The following is a 19,064-nucleotide window of genomic DNA, read 5'->3' as shown; positions in this document are numbered from 1 at the left end:
GGTCCGCCATGAAAGCCGCCCTGAAAACCTATCAAGCCAAGCGCAATTTCGCCGTCACGCCCGAGCCTGCGGAGGGCGGCGAGGCGGCGGGCGAGGAGCTTACCTTCGTGATCCAGAAGCACTGGGCCAGCCGCCTGCACTACGATTTTCGCCTGGAACTGGACGGCACGATGAAAAGCTGGGCCGTGCCGAAAGGACCCAGCTACGATCCGCGCGACAAGCGCATGGCCGTGCAGGTGGAAGACCACCCGATTGCCTACGCCAGCTTTGAAGGCACGATCCCCGAAAAACAGTATGGCGCGGGCAAGGTCAACATCTGGGACAAGGGCACGTGGCAGCCGCAGCCGGCCACGCCCGATGCGCGCGCCGCGCTGGCGGCCGGCGAGCTGAAATTCACCCTCTATGGCCACAAGATGCAGGGCAACTGGGTGCTCGTGCGCATGAAGGGCAAGGGCGATAAACGCAGCGAAAAGCAGCCCGTCTGGCTGCTGATCAAGGAAAAAGATGAATATGCCCGGCCGGCGCTGGAATTTTCCGTCGTCGACGAATTCCCCGACAGCGTCAGGGACAAGGCCATGCCCAAGCGCAAACCAGGCGCGCAGCAGGCGGCAGCGCCGGCCGCGAAGCTGCCAGCCGCCCTGTCGCCGCAGCTGGCCACGCTCGTCGATGCGCCGCCGCCGGACGCGCAAGACTGGATTTTCGAGGTGAAATTCGACGGCTACCGCATCCTCGCGCGTTGCGATGGCGATCATATTGCGTTAATCACCCGCAATGGCAACGACTGGACGGCCAAACTGCCGAAGCTGCGGCAGGCGCTGGAGCAGCTGGGCTTGCCGCCAGGCTGGTACGACGGCGAAATCGTCGTCAACGACGCCGGCGGCCACCCGGATTTCGGCGCCTTGCAGCGCGCCTTCGATGCGGACACGAGCAGCGAGATCGTGTATTACCTGTTCGACGTGCCGTTTTTCGATGGCCACGATCTGCGGGGCCAGAGCGTCGAGACGCGCCGGGCGCTGCTGGAGCAGTTGCTGCAGCGCTTGCCGGCCTCGCCGCTGGTGCGCTTCAGCGGCGCGCTCGATGCCAAGCCCCGGCAACTGCTGGCCCATGCCTGCCGACTGGGGCTGGAAGGGGTGATCGGCAAGCGGCGCGGTTCGCCCTACGTTGCGCGGCGTTCCGGCGACTGGATCAAGCTCAAATGCGGGCTGCGCCAGGAATTCGTCATCGGCGGCTATACGGCGCCGCAGGGCGCGCGCGAAGGCATCGGTTCGCTGCTGCTGGGCGTGCACGATGCACAGGGCAAGCTGCGCTACGCGGGCAATGTGGGCAGCGGATTTGACGCTGCGGCCTTGCGCGACTTGCGGCGCCGCCTCGAGGCGCTGGCCATCGGGACGAGCCCGTTCGCGGGCAAGGCGGGCGGCGTGCGCCAGCCCATCTGGGTCAAACCGGAGCTGGTGGCCGAGGTCGATTTTGCGCAATGGACCAGCGGCGGCGCCGTGCGCCACGCCGTCTTTCACGGCTTGCGCGCGGATAAACAGCCGGCCGCCATCGTGCGCGAGCGGCCACAGCGAATCGACAGGGAGAAGACGATGCAACACCAAGCCACGCCGGACAGCGTCTTGCCGGCCAGTTTCAAGGTCAGCCATGCGGATAGGGTGATCGACAAGGATAGCGGCGCCAGGAAGATCGACCTGGTGCGTTATTACGCGCTGGTGGGCAAGCTGATGCTCGTGCATTTGCGGGGCCGGCCCGTGTCGCTGGTGCGCGCGCCGGCCGGCGTGGGCGGCGAGCTGTTTTTCCAGAAGCATGCGGACACGTCCACCATGCCCGGCGTCAGGCAGCTCGATCCCGGCCTCGATCCCGGGCATGCTTCCATGCTGGAAGTGGCCAGCGTACAGGGCCTGTTGTCGGCGGCGCAGTGGAATGTGGTGGAATTTCACACGCAAAACGCGCTGGCCAGCGCCTATGACACGCCGAACCGCCTGGTGTTCGACCTGGACCCGGGCAAGGGCGTGGCCTGGCCCGCCATCCGCGAAGCGGCCGTGCTGCTGCGCGCCTTCCTGACGGAACTGGGCTTGCCCGCCTGGCTGAAAACCAGCGGCGGCAAGGGCTTGCACGTGGTCGTGCCGATCCGCCCGAAACACGACTGGGATACGGTCAAGGCGTTTTCGCAAGCCATCGTGGCGCACATGGCGCAGCTGATACCCCAGCGTTTTGTGCTGAAAAGCGGGCCGTCGAACCGGGTCGGCAAGATCTTCATCGATTATTTGCGCAATGGCCGGGGCGCCACCACCGTGTGTGCGTGGTCGGCCCGCACGCGTTCGGGGCTGGGCATTTCCGTGCCGCTGGCCTGGGAGGAGCTCGACAAGCTGAAGGCGGGCGATCAATGGAACGTGGGCAACGTCCACAGCCGCCTCGACGTGGGCAACGCGCCGTGGGCGGGCTATGCGCGCAGCGCGAAAGGGCTCGATGCGGCCATGAAAAAGCTGGCCTTTACGCCTCCGGCTTGAATGGCAGGGCGGCGCGCGCCAGTTGCAGGGCTTCGTCGATGGCGGCGTTGAGCTGGGGAATCTCGACGGGTTTGGTCAGGTAGCGGAAAAAGCCCGCGGCCAGGCCATGCCGGATGTCGCCTTTCATGGCGTTGGCCGTCAGGGCGATGACGGGGATGTGCGCCGTGCGTGGATCGTTGCGCAGGATGCGTTGCGCCTGGTTGCCATTCATGCCGGGCAGGTTGATATCCATCAAGATGACATCGGGATGGCGTTCCAGCGCCAGCGCGATGCCCTGGCGCGCGTCGGTGGCCGAGATCATGCGCAGGTGGGGCAGGAAGCTGACGATGTCTTCCACCAGGCGCAGGCTGGCCGGATTGTCTTCCACGTACAGCAGCAGGGCCTGGCCGCTGTCCTCGCCCCCCGCGTCGCCGGCAGGTTCGGATGGCCCCTCCTTGTCTACCGGCATGCTGTCGGGCGGCGCGGCCATGGTGTCGAGTTCGATCCAGAACACGCTGCCCACGCCGAGGCAGCTGTGCACGCCCATGCGCCCGCCCATCAGTTCGACCAGGCGCTTGGTGACGACCAGGCCGATGCCCGTGCCTTCCTCGCTGCCGGCCTCCTGCCCCAGGCGGTTAAACGGCTGGAACAGTTCGGCCATCTGCGCGTCGTCCAGCCCCTTGCCCGTGTCGCGGATGGCGATGCGCACGCACAGCGCGTCGGGCTGCGAGATTTCCAGCTCCACCTTGCCGGCAGGGCGGTTGTACTTGATGGCATTCGACAGCAGGTTCAGCAGCACTTGCTTGAGGCGCGTATGGTCGGCCCTGAGCGTCAGCGCGTCGCAGGCGGGAAAAATCAGGTGGATCTGGCGCTGCTGCGCCTGTTCTTCCACCATCACGCGCACTTCCTCGATCAGCGTGGGCAGCGTCACCGCTTCCATCGACAGGCTCAGGCTGCCTGATTCGATCTTCGCCAGGTCGAGGATTTCATTGATCAAGGTGAGCAGGTGGCGGCCCGAGGTGACGATGTTTTGCACGAAGGTGCGTTTTTGCAGCACGGTGGCGGGCAGGGCTTCGTTGGCCAGCAGCTGGGCAAAGCCGAGGATGGCGTTCAGCGGCGTGCGCAGCTCGTGCGACATACTGGTGAGAAAACGGTCCTTCGCCTGGCTGGCCCGCTCCAGTTCGACCTTCTGTTCGTTGAGCGTGCGTTCGATGCGCTTGCGCTCGGAGATGTCGCGGATGGCCGATGAGACGAGCACGCCTTCGTCCGTTTCCAGCGGCGACAGGCTGATTTCGACGGGAAATTCGGTGCCATCGCGGCGCAAGCCGTACAGTTCCAGCCCGGCGCCCATGGAGCGGGCGCGCGGCGCAGTGGAAAAGGCTTGCCGGTGCTGCGGATGATCCATCGCATAGCGGGCCGGGATCAGCACTTCGACATTGCGCCCGAGCAACTCCGCGCGCGAGTAGCCGAACAGGCGTTCCGTCTGCGAATTGACGAGCACGATCTCGCCATCGCCGTTGACGATGACGATGGCGTCCGGCGCCGATTCGAGCAGACCGCGGAACTTTTGCTCGGCCCGGCGGCGGTCGCTGACGTCGCGGATGGCGCTGATGACGAAGGTGCCGATTTCCGTCTGGATGGGCGACAGGCTGATTTCCACGGGGAACTCGACGTTGTCCTTGCGCAAGCCCAGCAATTCCAGGTCGGCGCCCATGGTGCGCGTGCGGGGCTGGTCGAAATAGCGCGCCCGGTGTCCCACGTGCGCATGGCGCAGGCGTTGCGGCAGCAGGCTGTCGATTTGCCTGCCGTTCAATTCGCCTTCCGCGTAGCCGAACAGGCGCTGCGCCTGCTGGTTGGCCAGCACGATGGCGCCCGTGGCGTTGACCATGATGACGCTGTCCGGCGTCGATTCGAACAGCACGCGGTAGCGCACCTCGACGAACTGGGCGTCGCGCGCCGCCTTCAGCAAGGTCGTGTCCTTCATGGTGGAAATCAGGTAGCGGGGGGTATCCACCCCGGCCTGTGCGGCCTGGCACGCCACGTCAACATGGATGAGTTCGCCATCCTTGCGCCGCCGCAGCGATTCGCGGTCGTAGCTGCCGTGCAGGGTCAACTGTTCGTCGATCAGCAGGGCCGCTTCGGCCTGTCCTGGCAAGGAGATCAGTTCCCACAGCGTGCGGCCCAGCGCTTCGTCGCTGGCATAGCCGAAGATGCGCTGGGCACCCACCGTCCAGCGCACGACGGCATGCTCTTCGTTCGTGATGACAACGCCGCCAGGGGCGCCGCTGAGGATAAGCTGATCTAACTCGGCATCCATTTTTTTCCGCACGCATGACAGGGCTTGCCGGGCGGCAGGCTGTGTGCATAACGTAGCGAGAACCTTGACCAAAGTCAATGTATTTATGATACGACATTCCTGCCAGGCCGGAATGCGCGGATCAGGCTGTCTTGCGCTTGCCGGCGGCCGTCTTGCGTGGCGCGGCCCGGCTCGCGCGCTTGCGCGGCGCTGCGGCGGGCGCCCGCTTGCCCAGACTTTGCTGCAGCAGGGCCACCAGGTCGATCACGTTGCTGCCGCGATCTTTTTCCGGCTCCGGCGATGGGGGCGTGATGGTCTTGGTCTGTTTCGCCTTGATTTTCTTCCTGACCAGCGCCAGCACGTCTTCGCGGTAGCTGTCGTGGTATTGCTCCGGATTCCACGCCTCGCTCATGCCTTCCACGAGCGACAGGGCCATCCTGAGTTCCTTGTCGCTGATGCCGGCCGCCTGCAGCGTGTTGCCCGGCAAGTCCAGGTCGTCCGTGGGGCGGAGCTCATCGGCGTAGCGCAATGTGTTGAGCACGATGGCATCGTCGACGCAGACGAGCGCGCACAAATGCTGCTTGGTGCGCATGACCACGCTGGCGATGCCCACTTTATTGGCCTTGCGCAAGGTTTCGCGCAGCAGCGCATAGACTTTCTCGCCGCCCTTGGCGGGCAGCAGATAATACGGGTGTTCATAAAAAGTCAGCGGCACTTCCGCCGCATCGACAAAGGTGAAAATGTCGATGGTTTGCGTGGCCTTCACGTTCGCCTGCCTTAAATCCTCGTCGGACAGCACCACGTATTCATCCGTCTTGTATTCGTAGCCCTTGATGATGTCGTCCCACTCGACTTCCTTGCCCGTCTGCTTGTTGTAGCGCTTGTAGCCGATGGGGGCGAAGTCGCGCCGGTCCAGCATGGACAAGTCCAGTTCATGGTCGAGGCTGGCAGAAATCAGCTCGACGGGAATGTGCACGAGGCCGAAGCTGATGGCGCCTTTCCACAGTGCCCGCGCCATGGCCTAGTCTCCCACCGTGCCGGTGACGGGCAGGACGATGCCCGTGATGTAGCTGGAACAGGCGGGCGAGGCGAGGAAGACGTAGGCGGGCGACAGTTCCTCGGGCTGGGCCGGGCGGTGCATGTCCGTGTCCTGGCCGAATTTCTCGATTTCCTCGGGCGACTTGTCGGCCGGATTGAGCGGCGTCCAGACGGGACCGGGCGCGATGGCGTTGACGCGGATGCCCTTGTCCAGCAAGTTGCCGGCCAGCGCCATGGTGAACGCATGGATGGCGCCCTTGGTGGTGGAATAGTCGAGCAAGTGTTTCGAACCCTGCAAACCCGTCACGGAACCCGTGTTGATGATGGATGCGCCCCGCTGCAAATGGGGCAGCACGGCCTTGGCCATGTGGAAGTAGCCATAGACATTGGTCTTCATGGTCAGGTCGAAGCGTTCCTCGCTCAGGTCGAGCAAGGACTCCGCGTGCTCCTGGAAGGCGGCGTTGTTGACCAGCACGTCGATGTGCGTGAATCTCTCCAGCACCTGGCTGACGGCTTGCTGGCAAAAGCCCTGGTCGCGCACGTCGCCGGGTATCAAAAGGCAGCTCTGGCCTTCCGCTTCCACGTAGCGCTTCGTTTCGTTGGCATCCGCATGTTCGTTCAGGTAAATGATGGCGACATCGGCCCCTTCGCGCGCATACAGCACGGCCACGGCGCGGCCGATGCCCGAATCGCCGCCCGTGATGATGGCCACCATGCCGGCCAGCTTGCCGCTGCCGCAATAGTCGGGCGCCAGGAAGCGGGGTTTCAACTGCATCTGCGCCTCGATGCCGGGCTTGTCCAGGTGCTGGGCGGGCAGGGGAGGCGTTGGCTGGCTGCGGTGGCCCGTCTGCACGTGTGGCTTGCTATCGCGCTTGTCCGGCTTGGCGGCATCGCGGCCATCCTGCTCCTGCTGGATGGCGCGCTGCAAGTTGCCGGCGGACTGGTCCTTGTTCTCGTTCATGCTGGCCTCCGTGGAAACGACAAGCCAGTATCGGCGCGGCAGGGGCGCCAAACGGTGCGCTTGCTAACAGAGTGGCACATTCCGGGCGAAAGTTATATGATGGTTGACATTATTGTGGGAGGCGACATGAAAGTGAGCAGAGAACAGGCGGCGCTGAACCGCGAACGCATCGTTGAGGTGGCGGCAAGATTGTTCCGCGAAAAGGGCTATGACGGCATCGGCGTGGCCGACCTGATGAAGAACGCGGGCCTGACGCACGGGGGCTTCTATGGTCATTTTGCTTCCAAGGAAGACCTGATGGTCGAGGCGTGCCAGCATGCGCTGGAGAAATCGCTGGACGGCTGGCGCGCGAAGATCGCCAGTAACCCGCAGCGGGCGCTGCCGGCGATTGTCGACAGCTACCTGACCACCCGGCACCGCGACGCGCCCGGCACGGGCTGCCCGGCGGCGGCCATGGGCGTGGACGTGGCGCGCATGTCGCCCGGCGCGCGTCCCGCCTTTGCGCAGGCGACGCGGCAGCAGTTTGCGCTGCTGGAAGGCTTGATGCCGGACGGCAGGCCAGAAGAGCGGCGCCAGCAGGCCATCACTGCCTTTGCCGCCATGGTCGGCGCCATGGTGCTGGCCCGCGCCGTCGATGACGGGGCGCTGTCGCAGGAAATCCTCGACGCCGTGAAGGCGCAATTGCTGCCGGAATAGCCTCGTCCCCCTGTCAGCCGGCCTCGTCGCATGATAGGCTTCGGTTTTCAGATTTTGGGATTTCATCATGCTGCTCTGGCTCAGGCAATACCGGCGTCCTCTGTTGGCCGGGGACATCACTGCCGGTATCGTTGTCGCCATGATGATGGTGCCGCAAGGCATGGCTTACGCGCTGGTGGCCGGTTTGCCGCCCGTGGTGGGCATCTACGCCAGCATCCTGCCGCCCGTGCTGTACGCCTTCTTCGGCAGCAGCATGACGCAATCCGTGGGACCCATGGCCATCGTCTCGCTGATGACGGCCGCCGCGCTGGCGCCGCTGGCCGACCCCGGTTCCTCCCTGTACATCGTGCTGGCCGCCCAGCTGGCCTTCATCAGCGGCCTCGTCCTGCTGCTGTGCGGCGTGCTGCGCCTGGGCTTCATGGCCAGCTTTTTGTCGCGTCCCGTGATCAGCGGTTTCAGCAATGGCGCCGCCATCCTGATCATCTGGGGCCAGATCACGCCCCTGCTGGGCGCCACCTGGCCCCACTGGCATGTGCCCAGCCTCGTCCTGGGACTGTCCAGCCTGGTCTTCCTGTGGCTGGCCAAACGCTACCTGTCGCGTTTGCTGCAGCGCTGCGGCCTGAACAAGGTGGCCGCCGACGTGGGCGCGCGCCTGGCGCCCATGGCGCTGGTGATTACGGGCATCATGCTGGTGACGTATGGCGGCCTGGAAGCCCTGGGCGTGCAGACGACGGGCCACGTGCCCAGCGGCTTGCCGGGCCTGAATATGGCCACCTCCAGCGCCCATTGGCGCACCCTGCTGTCGCCGGCGCTGCTGATCGCCTTCATCATCTTCCTGATGAGCATGTCCGCCGCCCAGACCCTGGCGCAGAAGCGCGGTGAAAAGCTGCATACGAACCGCGAACTGCTGGGCCTGGGCGCGGCCAACGTGGCCAGCGCGCTGTCGGGCGGCTTTCCCGTGACGGGTTCCATTTCCCGTTCCGCCGTCAATTTCCAGGCGGGCGCAAATACGCCGCTGGCCAGCATCATCACGGCGGGCCTGCTGGCGCTGGCGCTGGTGGCGCCCACGGGCTGGCTGGCCCTGCTGCCGTTGCCCGTGCTGGCGGCCACCATCATCTTTGCCGTCGCCAGCCTGCTGGACTGGGATACCTTGAAGCTGTCGTGGCGCTACGACCGCAGCGACGCCCTGGCCCTGCTGGCGACGACGGCCGGCGTGCTGGTGCTGGGCGTGGAAGCGGGCGTCGTGATCGGCGTGCTGCTGTCGATGGGCACGCTGATCTGGCGCGCCAGCCGCCCGCACATCGCCGTGCTGGGCCGCATCCCGAACAGCGAGCACTTCCGCAACGTGGAGCGCTACGAGGCGCAGACCCTGCCCGACGTCCTGCTGCTGCGCATCGATGCGGGCTTGTTCTTCGGCAATGTGGAAGCCGTCACGGAGCGCGTGGAAGACGAGTTGCGCGGCCATCCGACGGCGCGCCACCTGGTGCTGGTCTTGTCGGCCGTCAACCAGATCGACAGCACGGCCCTGCTGGGCTTGATCGAGCTCAACAGCACGCTGGCCAAGCGCGGCATCAGCCTGAACCTGGCCGAAGTGAAAGGCCCCGTGATGGACCGCCTGCGCCAGAGCAGTTTTTTGAAAGACCTCAGCGGCAAGCTCTACCTGAGCACGGCATTGGCCACGGCTGACCTGAGCGGAGGAAACGCATGAGCATGGAATTGAATCTGCACGGCGAGCCGCGCGTGATTGATGGCATCCTGGCGCTGGAACAGGCGCTGCAGGAGGCGCTTACCCTGGCCCAGTGCGAGCTGTGGCTGACCCTGGCGACGGACGCGGAGCAGGGCCCGGCCCTGTGCATGCTGCGCAATGGCGGCAACGCCTGGCTGATGTATCTGTCGGGCCAGGATGATCTCAGCTTTCACTCGCTGGGCGACGAGGAGGCGGACGGTGTTTGCAGCTATCTGCTGGCGAACGGGCAGGTGGACGAATATCCGGAAGCGTGGTGCGTGGAGGTGGCACAGTGCCAGCGGGCTTTGCTCGCCTTTTTCAGGACGGGCGGCGCGCGGCCTGCCGCCATCGCGTGGGAGGCGGATTGACATGCCGCACACCATCATCGCCGATATCGACCGGGACTTGCTGGCCGCGCTCAACGCCCGGGCGGGCTTGCTCGAGTTGCGCGCCATTTTGCTGCGCTACCACGCCAGCGGCGTGACGGCAGCGCAAGTGGCCGCCTTGCTGCAGGAGCTGCGTGCCGCCACGCAGGAAGGGCTGCTGGAAGACGTGATACTGGAAACCCTCGACATGGTGACGGGCTGGTGCGCGCCACAGCTGCGGGTATGGGACGAAAACCATGCATCCTGACAAGTTCAAGCAAGTGGCGGGGCTGACGTCCGCCGAACGCCATGCCTACTTCGTGCGCAAGGTGGCCGACACGCAGGCAGTGTGGGGTCTGCACCAAGCGGGCTGGGCCACGGCGCAAGCCCATGGACAGGTGGCGATACCGTTCTGGCCGGAAGCGGCGTTTGCCCAAGCGTGCGCCAGCGGCGACTGGGAACATTTCCAGCCGCGCGCCATCGCGCTCGGCGATTTCCTGCACAAGTGGCTGCCCGGCATGACGGGCAATGGCGAGCTGGCTTTCGTCTTTCCGGTGCCGCAAGGCAGCGCCAGCGTCGCGGCGCCTTGCGATTTGCTGGCAGATTTGAAAGAGGAGGCCGGACAATATGAGTGAACAACGCCTCGATGCCTGGTACGACGGCTCGGCCATCTGCCTGATCGCCGTCGGTGCGCACGGCGACCCGTTGGACCTGGGCGACGACGAAGTGCGCGCCCTGATCGAGAAATTGCAGCAATGCCTGGCCGAGTCCGAGGCGGGCGCGGTACCTGAATGAAGGCTCAGGCGGCCGCCAGCGCCTTTTCCATCGCCACGCTGGCCAGACTGATGCCGCTGGGATGCGCATACGCTTCCTCGCGCAAGGCGACGAATCCTGCCGCCCGGTAAAACGGCACGGCATTGAGCGAGGCGGACAGGCGCAGGCGCCCCATGCCGCGCTGTCGCGCCAACTGCTCCAGCGCCGCCAGCAGGCGCTTGCCGATACCCAGGCCCGCGCGCGCGGGATCGACGAACACGGCATCGACTTCCTGCCTGTCCGCATCGAGCATGGCATAGCCGGCGAGAACGCCATCCTGCAGCGCGACGATGCCGCCACCGGCAGCCAGCATGGCCGCATACGATGCCGGCACGGGTGAGGTCGTCCAAACAGTAATGTGCTCCGGCGCATAATGCGTGGCGCAACTGACGCGCACGGCCACCGTGCGCAGGGCCCACAGGGCGTCGATATCAGAGGGCAGGGCGGGGCGCAGGGTGACGGGCATGGACGCTTTCGGGCAAAAGGCCATGCTAGCGCAATGGATGGCAAGGCGCCAGCAGGGGCTTGTCCAGCCGTCACTGCGCCGGCTGGTCCGGATCGATATAGTAGGACCCCGGCGGCGCGCCCGGTACCTTCACCCGATGGAGAAAGTCACATCTGGCAAGCTGGGTAAGTAAATACCTACGTCGTCTATTTCTTGATATTTATACTGATTTTCAATCATGAATCCATGTTCCACGCAAAGGCCTGGTTCGACCGGAATTTCTTCTGTAGCACGCAAGCGCAGACTCTTTGCTTGAAGGAATTGTCCTTCCGCAGTTGCCCTTTTGGTGTCGCCATCACCTATTGCATCGTGCCAGCTGGCATAAAAGGGCTGAAGCTGGAATTGTTCGGTATCAGCGGTACCGCTGCGTAACGATGGATGGCGTTGCGAGCGGTTGTATTGTCAAATGTTTTTCCTAAGCAATAGACTTGCCCCGCCAGTTGACGTTATCATGTTTTTGTAAGTGTCGGTGGCCGCGCAGTCGGCGCATCGATGACACGGGATGACAGGCGAAAGCGAGCATGGGCATGGCGAATGATGCGTGACGTGCCGGGCGGCTTGCGGCCTGGCGGCGGGATGGGCAGGGCAGCGGTGCGCCGCTGCCGCCGCCCATTGCTGTGGCTATTGTGTGCCGCCGCCGTTGCCGCACCGGTGTCCGCCGCCGCGCCACCGCTGCGCAGCCAGCGCGTGCTCTTCCTGAACGCCTACGATTACGGCCGCGCCGGCGTGGAATCGTACACGCGCACCTATGTGGCGGCCATGACGGCGGCCGGCCTGGCCAGCGAGAATGTCATGGTCGAGCATCTGAGCCTCAATACCCAGGGCGATCCGGCACTGCGCGGCGAGATGCGCGATTTGTTGCTATTAAGATACACTCATATGATGGGGCGCAAGGCCGATTTGATCGTGGCCATGCAGCAGCCGGCACTCGACTATCTGCTGACGGAACTGGCGCCCCTGGCGCGCGGCGTGCCCGTGCTGGCGATCAATACCTCGGGCAAGGCCTTGCCGGCCGGCAGTACCGGCGTCATCTGGCAGCAGAAGGCGAATGTCGACTTTCCCGGCACCCTGGCGCAGGCGATGGCGCTGTTTCCCGATACCAAGACCATCGTCATGGCCGTCGGCGCCAGCGAGGCCGACCAGGCCCTGAAGCGCAGCATGGAGCAGGCGGCGCTGGCTTGGCAGGGCCGGGTGGCCATGCAGTATCTCGACCACCTCACCCTGGCGCAGATGCGCGAGACGGTGGCGCACCTGCCTGCCGATACGTTGTTGGTGGCGGGCAATGTCAACCGCGACGTGGCCGGCAACCTCGCCACGCCCGTGCAGTTTGCGGGGCAGCTGGCGCGGCTGGCGAACGTGCCTGCCTTCGGCATGTACAACGCCAGCGTGGGCCAGGGCATCCTCGGCGGCTCCATCCTGCATATCGAACGGGCCGCGCAGCAGGTGGCGCAGCTGTCGCTGGCGCTGCTGGCGGGCAAGTCGCCCGGCGCGCCCGGGACCCTGCTGCCGCCGGCACGTCCCGTGCCCATGTATGACTGGGAGCAATTGCAGCGCTGGGATGCCGACGTCAGCCGTCTGCCGCCGCAAACCCTGTTCGTCAACCGTCCGCCACAGCTGTGGCATGAGCACCGCGTTGCCGTGCTGTCCGTGGGCGCCGTGTTCATCGTGATGGCCGGCCTGCTGAGCGCCTTGCTGCTGCAGCGGCGCCGCCTGCGCCGCGCCGAGAGGGAGGCGCGCGAAAGCGAGCAGCGCTTCCGCATCCTCGTGGAGCACGCGCCCGAAGCCATCGTCGTCTACGACCTGGACCTGGACCGCTTCATCGACGCCAACAGCAGCGCGCAGCGCATGCTGGGCCTGTCGCGCGAGCAATTGCTGCGCAAGGGGCCGTTCGACCTGTACAGCCCGGAGCAGCCCGACGCCTTGCCGCTGGGCCTGATGGTGGAGGAGCATTTGCGCCGCGCCATGCTGGGCGAGCCCATCCTCGTCGAGCGCAACGTGCGGCGCGCCGACGGCACCGTCTTTCCCTGCGAGGTGCGGCTGGTCAAGCTGCCGATGGAAGGGCGGCGCCTGGTGCGCAGCGGCATGGTCGACATTTCCGAGCGCAAGCACAGCGAACAGGAACTGCTCGGCTACCGCGACCACCTGGAAGAGCTGGTGCAGCAGCGCACGGCCGCCCTGTCCGTCGCCGTCACCGAGGCCGAATCGGCCAACCGCGCGAAAAGCGTCTTCCTCGCCAACATGAGCCATGAATTGCGCACGCCCTTGAATTCCGTGATCGGCTTTTCGCAGATGATGGCCGATTCGAGCAGCATGTTCGAGGAAGAAAAGCATAACCTGGCCATCATCAACCGCGCCGGCCACCATCTGCTGACCCTGATCAATGACATCCTGGAACTGTCGAAGATCGAGGCGGGCCGCATGCAGCTGCAAGCGGGACCCGTGGACTTGAACGGCTTGCTCGACGAAGTGCTCGAGATGGTGCGCATGCGCTCGGGCGACCAGGGCATCGCGCTGCGGCTGGAGCGCTCGGGCGTGCCGCCACTGGTGCGCCTCGATGGCGCCAAGCTGCGCCAGGTGCTGCTCAATCTGCTGTCCAACGCGCTCAAGTTCATCGAGCAGGGCAGCGTGACCCTGGCCTTGCACTGCCAGGCGCAGGACGATGGCCAGGTGGCGCTGGCGTTCGCCGTGCGCGATACGGGCAGCGGCATCGCCGAGGCCGACCTGGAACGCATCTTCGAGCCCTTCGTGCAGGCCGACAGCGCCGTGGCGCAGGCGGGCACGGGCCTGGGGCTGACCATTTCGCGCGAATTCGTGCGCCTGATGGGCGGCGAGCTGCGCGTCGAGTCGGCCCTGGGGGCAGGCTCCGTGTTCCGCTTCGACCTGCGCGCGCCGCGCGTGCTGCAGCCAGCCGCGGCGCTCGCGGCGCCGGGCCGCGTGGCGCGCCTGCCGCCCGCGCAGCGGGGGCGCACGGTGCTGCTGGTAGACGATGACGAGAATTGCCGCAAGCTGCTGGCCGGCCTGCTGGCGCCGCTCGGTTTCCAGCTGCACGAGGCGGCGGGCGGCGCGCCGGCCCAAGCCATGCTGGCGGCGCAGCGCTACGACATGGTGCTCAGCGACTGGCGCATGCCGGACATGGACGGCCTGGCGCTGACGCGCTGGCTGCGCGCCCAGGCGCACCTGGCGCAGCCGCGCCTCGTGATCATGACGGCCTCCGCCTTCGAGGAAGAAAAGCAGGAAGCGCTGGCGGCCGGCGCCGACGGCTTCCTGCGCAAGCCGATCGAGCAGGAGCACCTGTTCGCCATGCTGGAGCAGCAGCTGGGCCTGCGCTTTCAGCGCGCCGAGGCGCAAGGGCCCGCTGCGCCCGGCGCCGCCCTTGACCTGGCGCAGGCGATGGGCCGCCTGGGCGCGGCCGAGCGGCAGGCGCTGCTCGAATCGGTGCAGGCGCTCGATTTGCGCCGCAGCGCCATCGTGCTGGCCGGCGTGGCCACCCGCTGGCCGCAGCTGGCCGCGCATCTGGCCGCCATGCTGGAACAGCACCAGTACCAGCCGCTGTGCGCCCTCCTGGCGCAGCTGGCCGGCGAGCCGCAAGGCACGGACGCATGAGCGTGCACGTGCACCGGCGCGCGCGCCTGGACCGCGTCTCCGTCGTGCTGGCCCTCAGCGTGTGCCTGACCCTTGCCGTCACCGCGCTGCTGCTGGTGTTTGCCGTGCTGTTTTACCAGTCCGAGCGCGAACAGCGCTGGCAGCAGCTGCACCGCAGCCTGTCCCTCAGCGCGGACCAGCTGGCGGTGGCCATCGAGCTGCCCCTGTGGAACCTCGATGAACGGCAGATGCTGGCCATCATGCGCAGCACCCTGGGCAACGGCGAACTGGTGGCCAGCACCCTGGCGCCGGGCTTCGGCAAGGAGGCGCTGGTCCTGCGCCGCACTGCGGCGGGTGCCTTCGAGACGCTGTCCGCGCCGCCCGGCGATGCCGGCCTGCTGGTGCAGCGCCGCGCGGTGACGATGGGCGGGCAAGCCATCGGCAGCGTCGCCGTGTACGCCACGCCGGCCCTGCTGCATGCGCAGCTGCGCCAGCGCGCGCTGGCCATCGGCGCCATGATCGTGGCGCTCGACGCGATCCTCGTGGCCAGCATCTGGCTGCTGATGTGGTACCTGATGATCAAGCCCCTGCGCGCCATCGGCCAGTACGCGGCCGGCGTCAAGGCGGGGCAGGGCGACGCATGCGCCGCCCCGCCGAAAGCCTGCTTCCTGGGCGAGCTGCGCACCCTGTACCGCACCATCCGCGACATGGTGGCCCTGCTCGACAGCCGCTACCGCGCCCTGCAGCGCAGCGAGGAGCGCGTGCAGATGGCCACCGGCGCGGCCAGCATCGGCATCTGGGACTGGGACGTCATCAGCGACGCGCTGGAGTGGGACGCGCAGATGTACGCGCAGTTCAAGGCCGATGCGCACGGCGCCACGCCGGCGGCGGCCATCTGGCGCGCGGCGCTGGTGCCCGACGACGTGCCGGCGGCCAAGGAAGCCCTGCGCGCCGCGCTGGGCGCCGGCCACGCCTTCACGCACGAGTACCGCATCCTGTGGCCCGATGGCGCCATCCGCTACATCAAGGCCGACGCCGTGATCTTCCGCGACGGGCAGGGCCGGCCCATGCGCCTGGTGGGCTCGAACTACGACATCACGGCGCACCGCGAGGCGGAACTGGAGCTGCTGCGCCACCGCCACCACCTGGAAGAACTGGTGGCCGAGCGCACGGGCGCGCTGTCCGTGGCCGTCAGCCAGGCGCAGGCGGCGAACCGCGCCAAGAGCACCTTCCTGGCGAACATGAGCCACGAACTGCGCACGCCCTTGAATTCCGTGATCGGCTTTTCGCGCCTGATGGCCGCCTCGCCGAACATGCAGGCCGATGAAAAGCGCAACCTGGCCATCATCCACCGCTCGGGCAATCATCTGCTCACCCTGATCAATGAAATCCTCGACCTGTCGAAGGGCGAGGCGGGGCGGCTGCAGCCGCAGGCGGAAGTGGTGGCGCTGGCGCCGCTGCTGCAGGAAGTGATGGACATGCTGGGCATGCGCGCCGAGCAGCAGGGCCTGGCGCTGCAGCTCGACTGCGTGGCCGTGCCGGCGGCGGCGCTGCTCGACGCCACGCGCCTGCGCCAGGTGCTGCTGAACCTGATGTCGAACGCCGTCAAGTTCGCCGGCGGCGGCCGCATCACCCTGCGCGTGCGCGGCGAGCGGCTGCACGACGCGCAATGGCGCCTGTCCTTCGCCGTCAGCGACACGGGCATCGGCATCGCCGCCGCCGACCAGCAGCGCATCTTCGAGCCGTTCGTGCAGGCCGACAGCGCGGGGCCGAAGGACGGCACGGGCCTGGGACTGGCCATTTCGCGCGAGTTCGTGCAGCTGATGGGGGGCGAGCTGACGCTGGAGTCCATGCCGGGCCAGGGCGCCACCTTCCGTTTCAGCATACCCGCGCAGGCGGCCCAGGCGCCGTCGCCGGCCTCGGTGCCGCCGGCCGTGCCGGCGCCGGCCGGGGCGCGGCCCATGCTGCAGGCGGGCGACCTGGCGCTGCTGGACCATGACGCGCGCGCGGCCCTGCTGGTGGCGCTGCGCGAATTGAACCTGGCCCGCGTGGCGCTGCTGCTGTCGGCGCTGCCGCCGGCGGCAGCGCCGCTGGTGCCGGGCTTGCAGGCCATGCTGGAGCAGCACCAGTACCGCCAGCTGTGCGCCCTGCTGGAAACGGACGGCGCCCTGGCGGCGGTGTGAAGTGTGGACGGCCAACATCGCTTTGGATAAAAAGGCCGCCAAACGGCCGGCGATGGATGGTGCTAAATTGCAATAAAGATTATGATGATGGTACGTAGTTCACTGCAAAGAAATGTCTTGTCCAGCGCGGCAACCGAGCGCCGCGCCTCATCCAAAGCTGAGAGAACTGCTACATGCACCGCGATTTTTCGGAAGTGAACTCGAAGGGCGAAGTACTGATCGTTGAAGATACGCCGGCCTCGCTGAAGCTGCTGAGCGATTTGCTCGGCGGCGCCGGCTATGCGGTGCGCCAGGCGCCGAACGGCGAACTGGCCCTGTGGACGGCGCAGGCGCGTCCGCCGGAACTGATCCTGCTCGACGTGCGCATGCCGGGGCTGGATGGCTTTGAAGTGTGCCGGCGCCTGAAGGAGATTCCCGCCCTGCGCCAGGTGCCCGTGATTTTCCTGTCGGCGCAGTACGATACGGACGACAAGGTGCGCGGCTTTGCGCTGGGCGCCGTCGATTTCATCGCCAAACCGTTCCAGGCCGAGGAAATCCTCGCCCGCACCGACGCGCACGTGCGCCTGGCGCGCGCGCAGCTGCAGCTGGCGCAGGAGCGCGCCAACCTGGAGTGCCGCGTGGCCGAACGCACGGCGGAACTGGAGCAGGTGGCCAGCACCCTGGCGCGCGAAGTGCAGATGCGCCGCGCGAATGAAGAATTGCTGCGCCTGTCCGGCCAGGTCTTCGAGGCGACGCAGGACGCCATCCTGATCACCGATCCGGCCGGCGTCATCGTCACCGCCAATCCCGCCTTTACGCGCATCACCGGCTACGCCGCGCAGGAAGTGGTGGGCACGGACATCATGCGCCTGCATGCCGAATACACGGGCGAAGCGGTGCTGCAGGCCATGCGCCAGGGCTTGCGCAGCAGCGGCTGCTGGTCGGGCGAGGTGCAGACGCGGCGCAAGAGCGGCGACACCTATCCCTGCCTGCTCAGCGTCTCCACCGTGCACGGCCCGGACGGCGCCGTCGTCAACTACGTGGGCGTCTTCCTCGACATCAGCGAGCGCAAGGCCGAGCAGCACTTGATCGATTTCCTCTCCTACCACGACGCGCTGACCGGCTTGCCGAACCGCGTGCTGCTGCGCGAACGCTTCGAGCAGGCGCGCGCGAACGCCGCGCGCGACGGCCAGCAGGTGGTGCTGATGTGCCTGGACCTGGACCGCTTCAAGAACATCAACGATTCGCACGGCCAGGCGGTGGGCGACAAGGCGCTGCAGGTGGTGGCGCGCTTCCTCTCCGGCTGCGTGCGCGAAGGCGACACGGTGGCGCGCCAGGGCGGCGACGAATTCCAGATCCTGCTGCAGGACGACGCCCTGCTGGGGCGCACCCTGGGGCTGGCGCAAACCATCCTGGCCGGCTTGCGCGAAGAACTCAGCGTCGATGGCGAACGCCTGGCCCTGACCACCAGCATCGGCATCGCCATGTGCCCGGCCGACGGCGACAGCCTTGACGACGTGCTGCGCCACGCCGACACGGCCCTCGTGCGCGCCAAGGAAATGGGGCGCGACCACTACGCCTTCTTCACGGAGCGCATGGGCAGCGACATCCGCGCCCGCCTGGCGATGCAGCAGCAGCTGCGCGGCGCCATCGGCCGCGATGAATTCGAGGTGCATTACCAGCCGCAGATATGCTTGCGCACGGGCGCCATGCTGGGCGCCGAAGCCCTGCTGCGCTGGGACAATCCCGTGCTGGGCAAGGTGCCGCCGGGCCTGTTCATCGCGCTGGCCGAGGAGTACGGCTCCATCACGGCCATCGGAGAGTGGGTGCTGGAAAGCGTCTGCGCGCAGATCCGCGCCTGGCACGATGCGGGCCTGGGCAGCATCAAGGTGGCCGTCAACCTGTCGGGCAAGCAGTTCGCGCAGGACCGCACGGTGCCCTTCGTCGAGGCGGCCCTGCGCAAGTACGGCATCGCGCCTGCCTGCCTGGGCATCGAGATCACGGAAAGCACGGTGATGGGCGACCCGGACAAGGCGGTGGCGGCCCTGACGCGCCTGAAGGACATCGGCGTGGGCATTTCGCTCGACGACTTCGGCACCGGCTATTCCAGCCTGGGCTACCTGAAGCGCTTTCCCATCGACGTGCTGAAGATCGACAAATCCTTCGTCGACGACGTCACCACCAGCAGCAGCGACGCGGCCATTGCCCGCTCCGTCATCTCGCTGGCGCACAACCTCGACATGCGCGTCATAGCCGAAGGCGTGGAGACGCGCGCGCAGGTGGATTTTTTGACGGAACACGGCTGCGACGAGATGCAGGGCTATTACTTCAGCCGTCCCCTGCCGGCGGACGCCTTCACGGCGCTGCTGCGCGAAAAAAGGATGCTGGCGCCGGCGTGAGCGGGTATGCTGGCTCTTTTTCTTTTGGGCAAGTA

The 19,064-nt window shown here is 66.6% G+C and carries 15 protein-coding genes; 10 read left to right on the top strand and 5 right to left on the bottom strand.

Annotated features, from left to right (window positions below; genetic code table 11):
* Positions 1-8 precede the first annotated feature (8 nt).
* Entirely contained in the window at positions 9-2,507 is a 2,499-nt protein-coding gene (ligD, locus tag AC07VL_RS20900; protein WP_494807532.1) for a DNA ligase D, read from the top strand.
* On the opposite strand, the gene AC07VL_RS20895 is transcribed toward ligD, so the two are convergent.
* The 3 genes from AC07VL_RS20895 to AC07VL_RS20885 all read right to left on the bottom strand — a co-directional run bounded on the left by AC07VL_RS20895 (position 2,491) and on the right by AC07VL_RS20885 (position 6,781).
* The gene (locus tag AC07VL_RS20895; RefSeq protein WP_494807531.1) at positions 2,491-4,803 is read right to left on the bottom strand and encodes a PAS domain S-box protein; all 2,313 of its coding nucleotides are present in this window, start codon (positions 4,801-4,803) and stop codon (positions 2,491-2,493) included. The genes ligD and AC07VL_RS20895 overlap by 17 nt on opposite strands.
* Before the next feature lie 121 nt (positions 4,804-4,924).
* Positions 4,925-5,800: a non-homologous end joining protein Ku gene (gene ku, locus AC07VL_RS20890; protein ID WP_494807530.1), complete on the bottom strand. Its 876-nt coding sequence runs from the start codon at positions 5,798-5,800 to the stop codon at positions 4,925-4,927.
* A 3-nt stretch (positions 5,801-5,803) separates the two neighbouring features.
* The gene (locus tag AC07VL_RS20885) at positions 5,804-6,781 is read right to left on the bottom strand and encodes an SDR family oxidoreductase (protein WP_494807529.1); all 978 of its coding nucleotides are present in this window, start codon (positions 6,779-6,781) and stop codon (positions 5,804-5,806) included.
* A gap of 126 nt (positions 6,782-6,907) precedes the next feature.
* On the opposite strand from AC07VL_RS20885, the gene AC07VL_RS20880 reads away from it, so the two are divergent.
* The 6 genes from AC07VL_RS20880 (at position 6,908) to AC07VL_RS20855 (ending at position 10,363) form a co-directional block, all read left to right on the top strand.
* A complete protein-coding gene (locus tag AC07VL_RS20880) occupies positions 6,908-7,477 on the top strand; it encodes a TetR/AcrR family transcriptional regulator (RefSeq protein ID WP_494807528.1) in 570 nt (189 codons plus the stop codon).
* Positions 7,478-7,544: 67 nt separating this feature from the next.
* On the top strand, positions 7,545-9,185 hold the full coding sequence (locus tag AC07VL_RS20875; RefSeq protein WP_494807527.1) for a SulP family inorganic anion transporter: 1,641 nt from the start codon (positions 7,545-7,547) through the stop codon (positions 9,183-9,185).
* Positions 9,182-9,571: an Imm1 family immunity protein gene (locus AC07VL_RS20870; RefSeq protein ID WP_494807526.1), complete on the top strand. Its 390-nt coding sequence runs from the start codon at positions 9,182-9,184 to the stop codon at positions 9,569-9,571. The genes AC07VL_RS20875 and AC07VL_RS20870 overlap by 4 nt, the downstream gene beginning before the upstream one ends.
* A gap of 1 nt (position 9,572) precedes the next feature.
* Complete coding sequence (locus tag AC07VL_RS20865) at positions 9,573-9,836, top strand: hypothetical protein (protein ID WP_494807525.1); 264 nt, start codon at positions 9,573-9,575, stop codon at positions 9,834-9,836.
* Positions 9,826-10,203 carry a DUF2750 domain-containing protein gene (locus AC07VL_RS20860; RefSeq protein WP_494807524.1) on the top strand — a complete coding sequence of 126 codons (378 nt, stop codon included), beginning with the start codon at positions 9,826-9,828 and terminating at the stop codon, positions 10,201-10,203. Before AC07VL_RS20865 ends, AC07VL_RS20860 begins: the two co-directional genes overlap by 11 nt.
* Complete coding sequence (locus AC07VL_RS20855; protein WP_494807523.1) at positions 10,196-10,363, top strand: hypothetical protein; 168 nt, start codon at positions 10,196-10,198, stop codon at positions 10,361-10,363. Before AC07VL_RS20860 ends, AC07VL_RS20855 begins: the two co-directional genes overlap by 8 nt.
* 4 nt (positions 10,364-10,367) lie before the next feature.
* Here AC07VL_RS20855 and AC07VL_RS20850 read toward each other — a convergent pair whose 3' ends face one another.
* Both AC07VL_RS20850 and AC07VL_RS20845 read right to left on the bottom strand, forming a co-directional pair.
* The gene (locus AC07VL_RS20850; protein WP_494807522.1) at positions 10,368-10,847 is read right to left on the bottom strand and encodes a GNAT family N-acetyltransferase; all 480 of its coding nucleotides are present in this window, start codon (positions 10,845-10,847) and stop codon (positions 10,368-10,370) included.
* A 129-nt stretch (positions 10,848-10,976) separates the two neighbouring features.
* Positions 10,977-11,123, bottom strand: a complete 147-nt coding sequence (locus AC07VL_RS20845; protein ID WP_494807521.1) for a T6SS immunity protein Tli4 family protein — start codon at positions 11,121-11,123, stop codon at positions 10,977-10,979.
* Positions 11,124-11,420: 297 nt separating this feature from the next.
* On the opposite strand from AC07VL_RS20845, the gene AC07VL_RS20840 reads away from it, so the two are divergent.
* The 3 genes from AC07VL_RS20840 (at position 11,421) to AC07VL_RS20830 (ending at position 19,029) form a co-directional block, all read left to right on the top strand.
* Positions 11,421-14,489, top strand: a complete 3,069-nt coding sequence (locus tag AC07VL_RS20840) for a sensor histidine kinase (RefSeq protein ID WP_494807520.1) — start codon at positions 11,421-11,423, stop codon at positions 14,487-14,489.
* Complete coding sequence (locus AC07VL_RS20835) at positions 14,486-16,651, top strand: sensor histidine kinase (RefSeq protein WP_494807519.1); 2,166 nt, start codon at positions 14,486-14,488, stop codon at positions 16,649-16,651. Before AC07VL_RS20840 ends, AC07VL_RS20835 begins: the two co-directional genes overlap by 4 nt.
* A gap of 173 nt (positions 16,652-16,824) precedes the next feature.
* Positions 16,825-19,029, top strand: a complete 2,205-nt coding sequence (locus AC07VL_RS20830) for an EAL domain-containing response regulator (RefSeq protein ID WP_494807518.1) — start codon at positions 16,825-16,827, stop codon at positions 19,027-19,029.
* Positions 19,030-19,064: the final 35 nt, after the last annotated feature.

The sequence above is a fragment of the Janthinobacterium sp. GW821-FHT03C08 genome (assembly GCF_059420905.1).
This window is presented reverse-complemented; position numbering and strand designations above follow the sequence as displayed.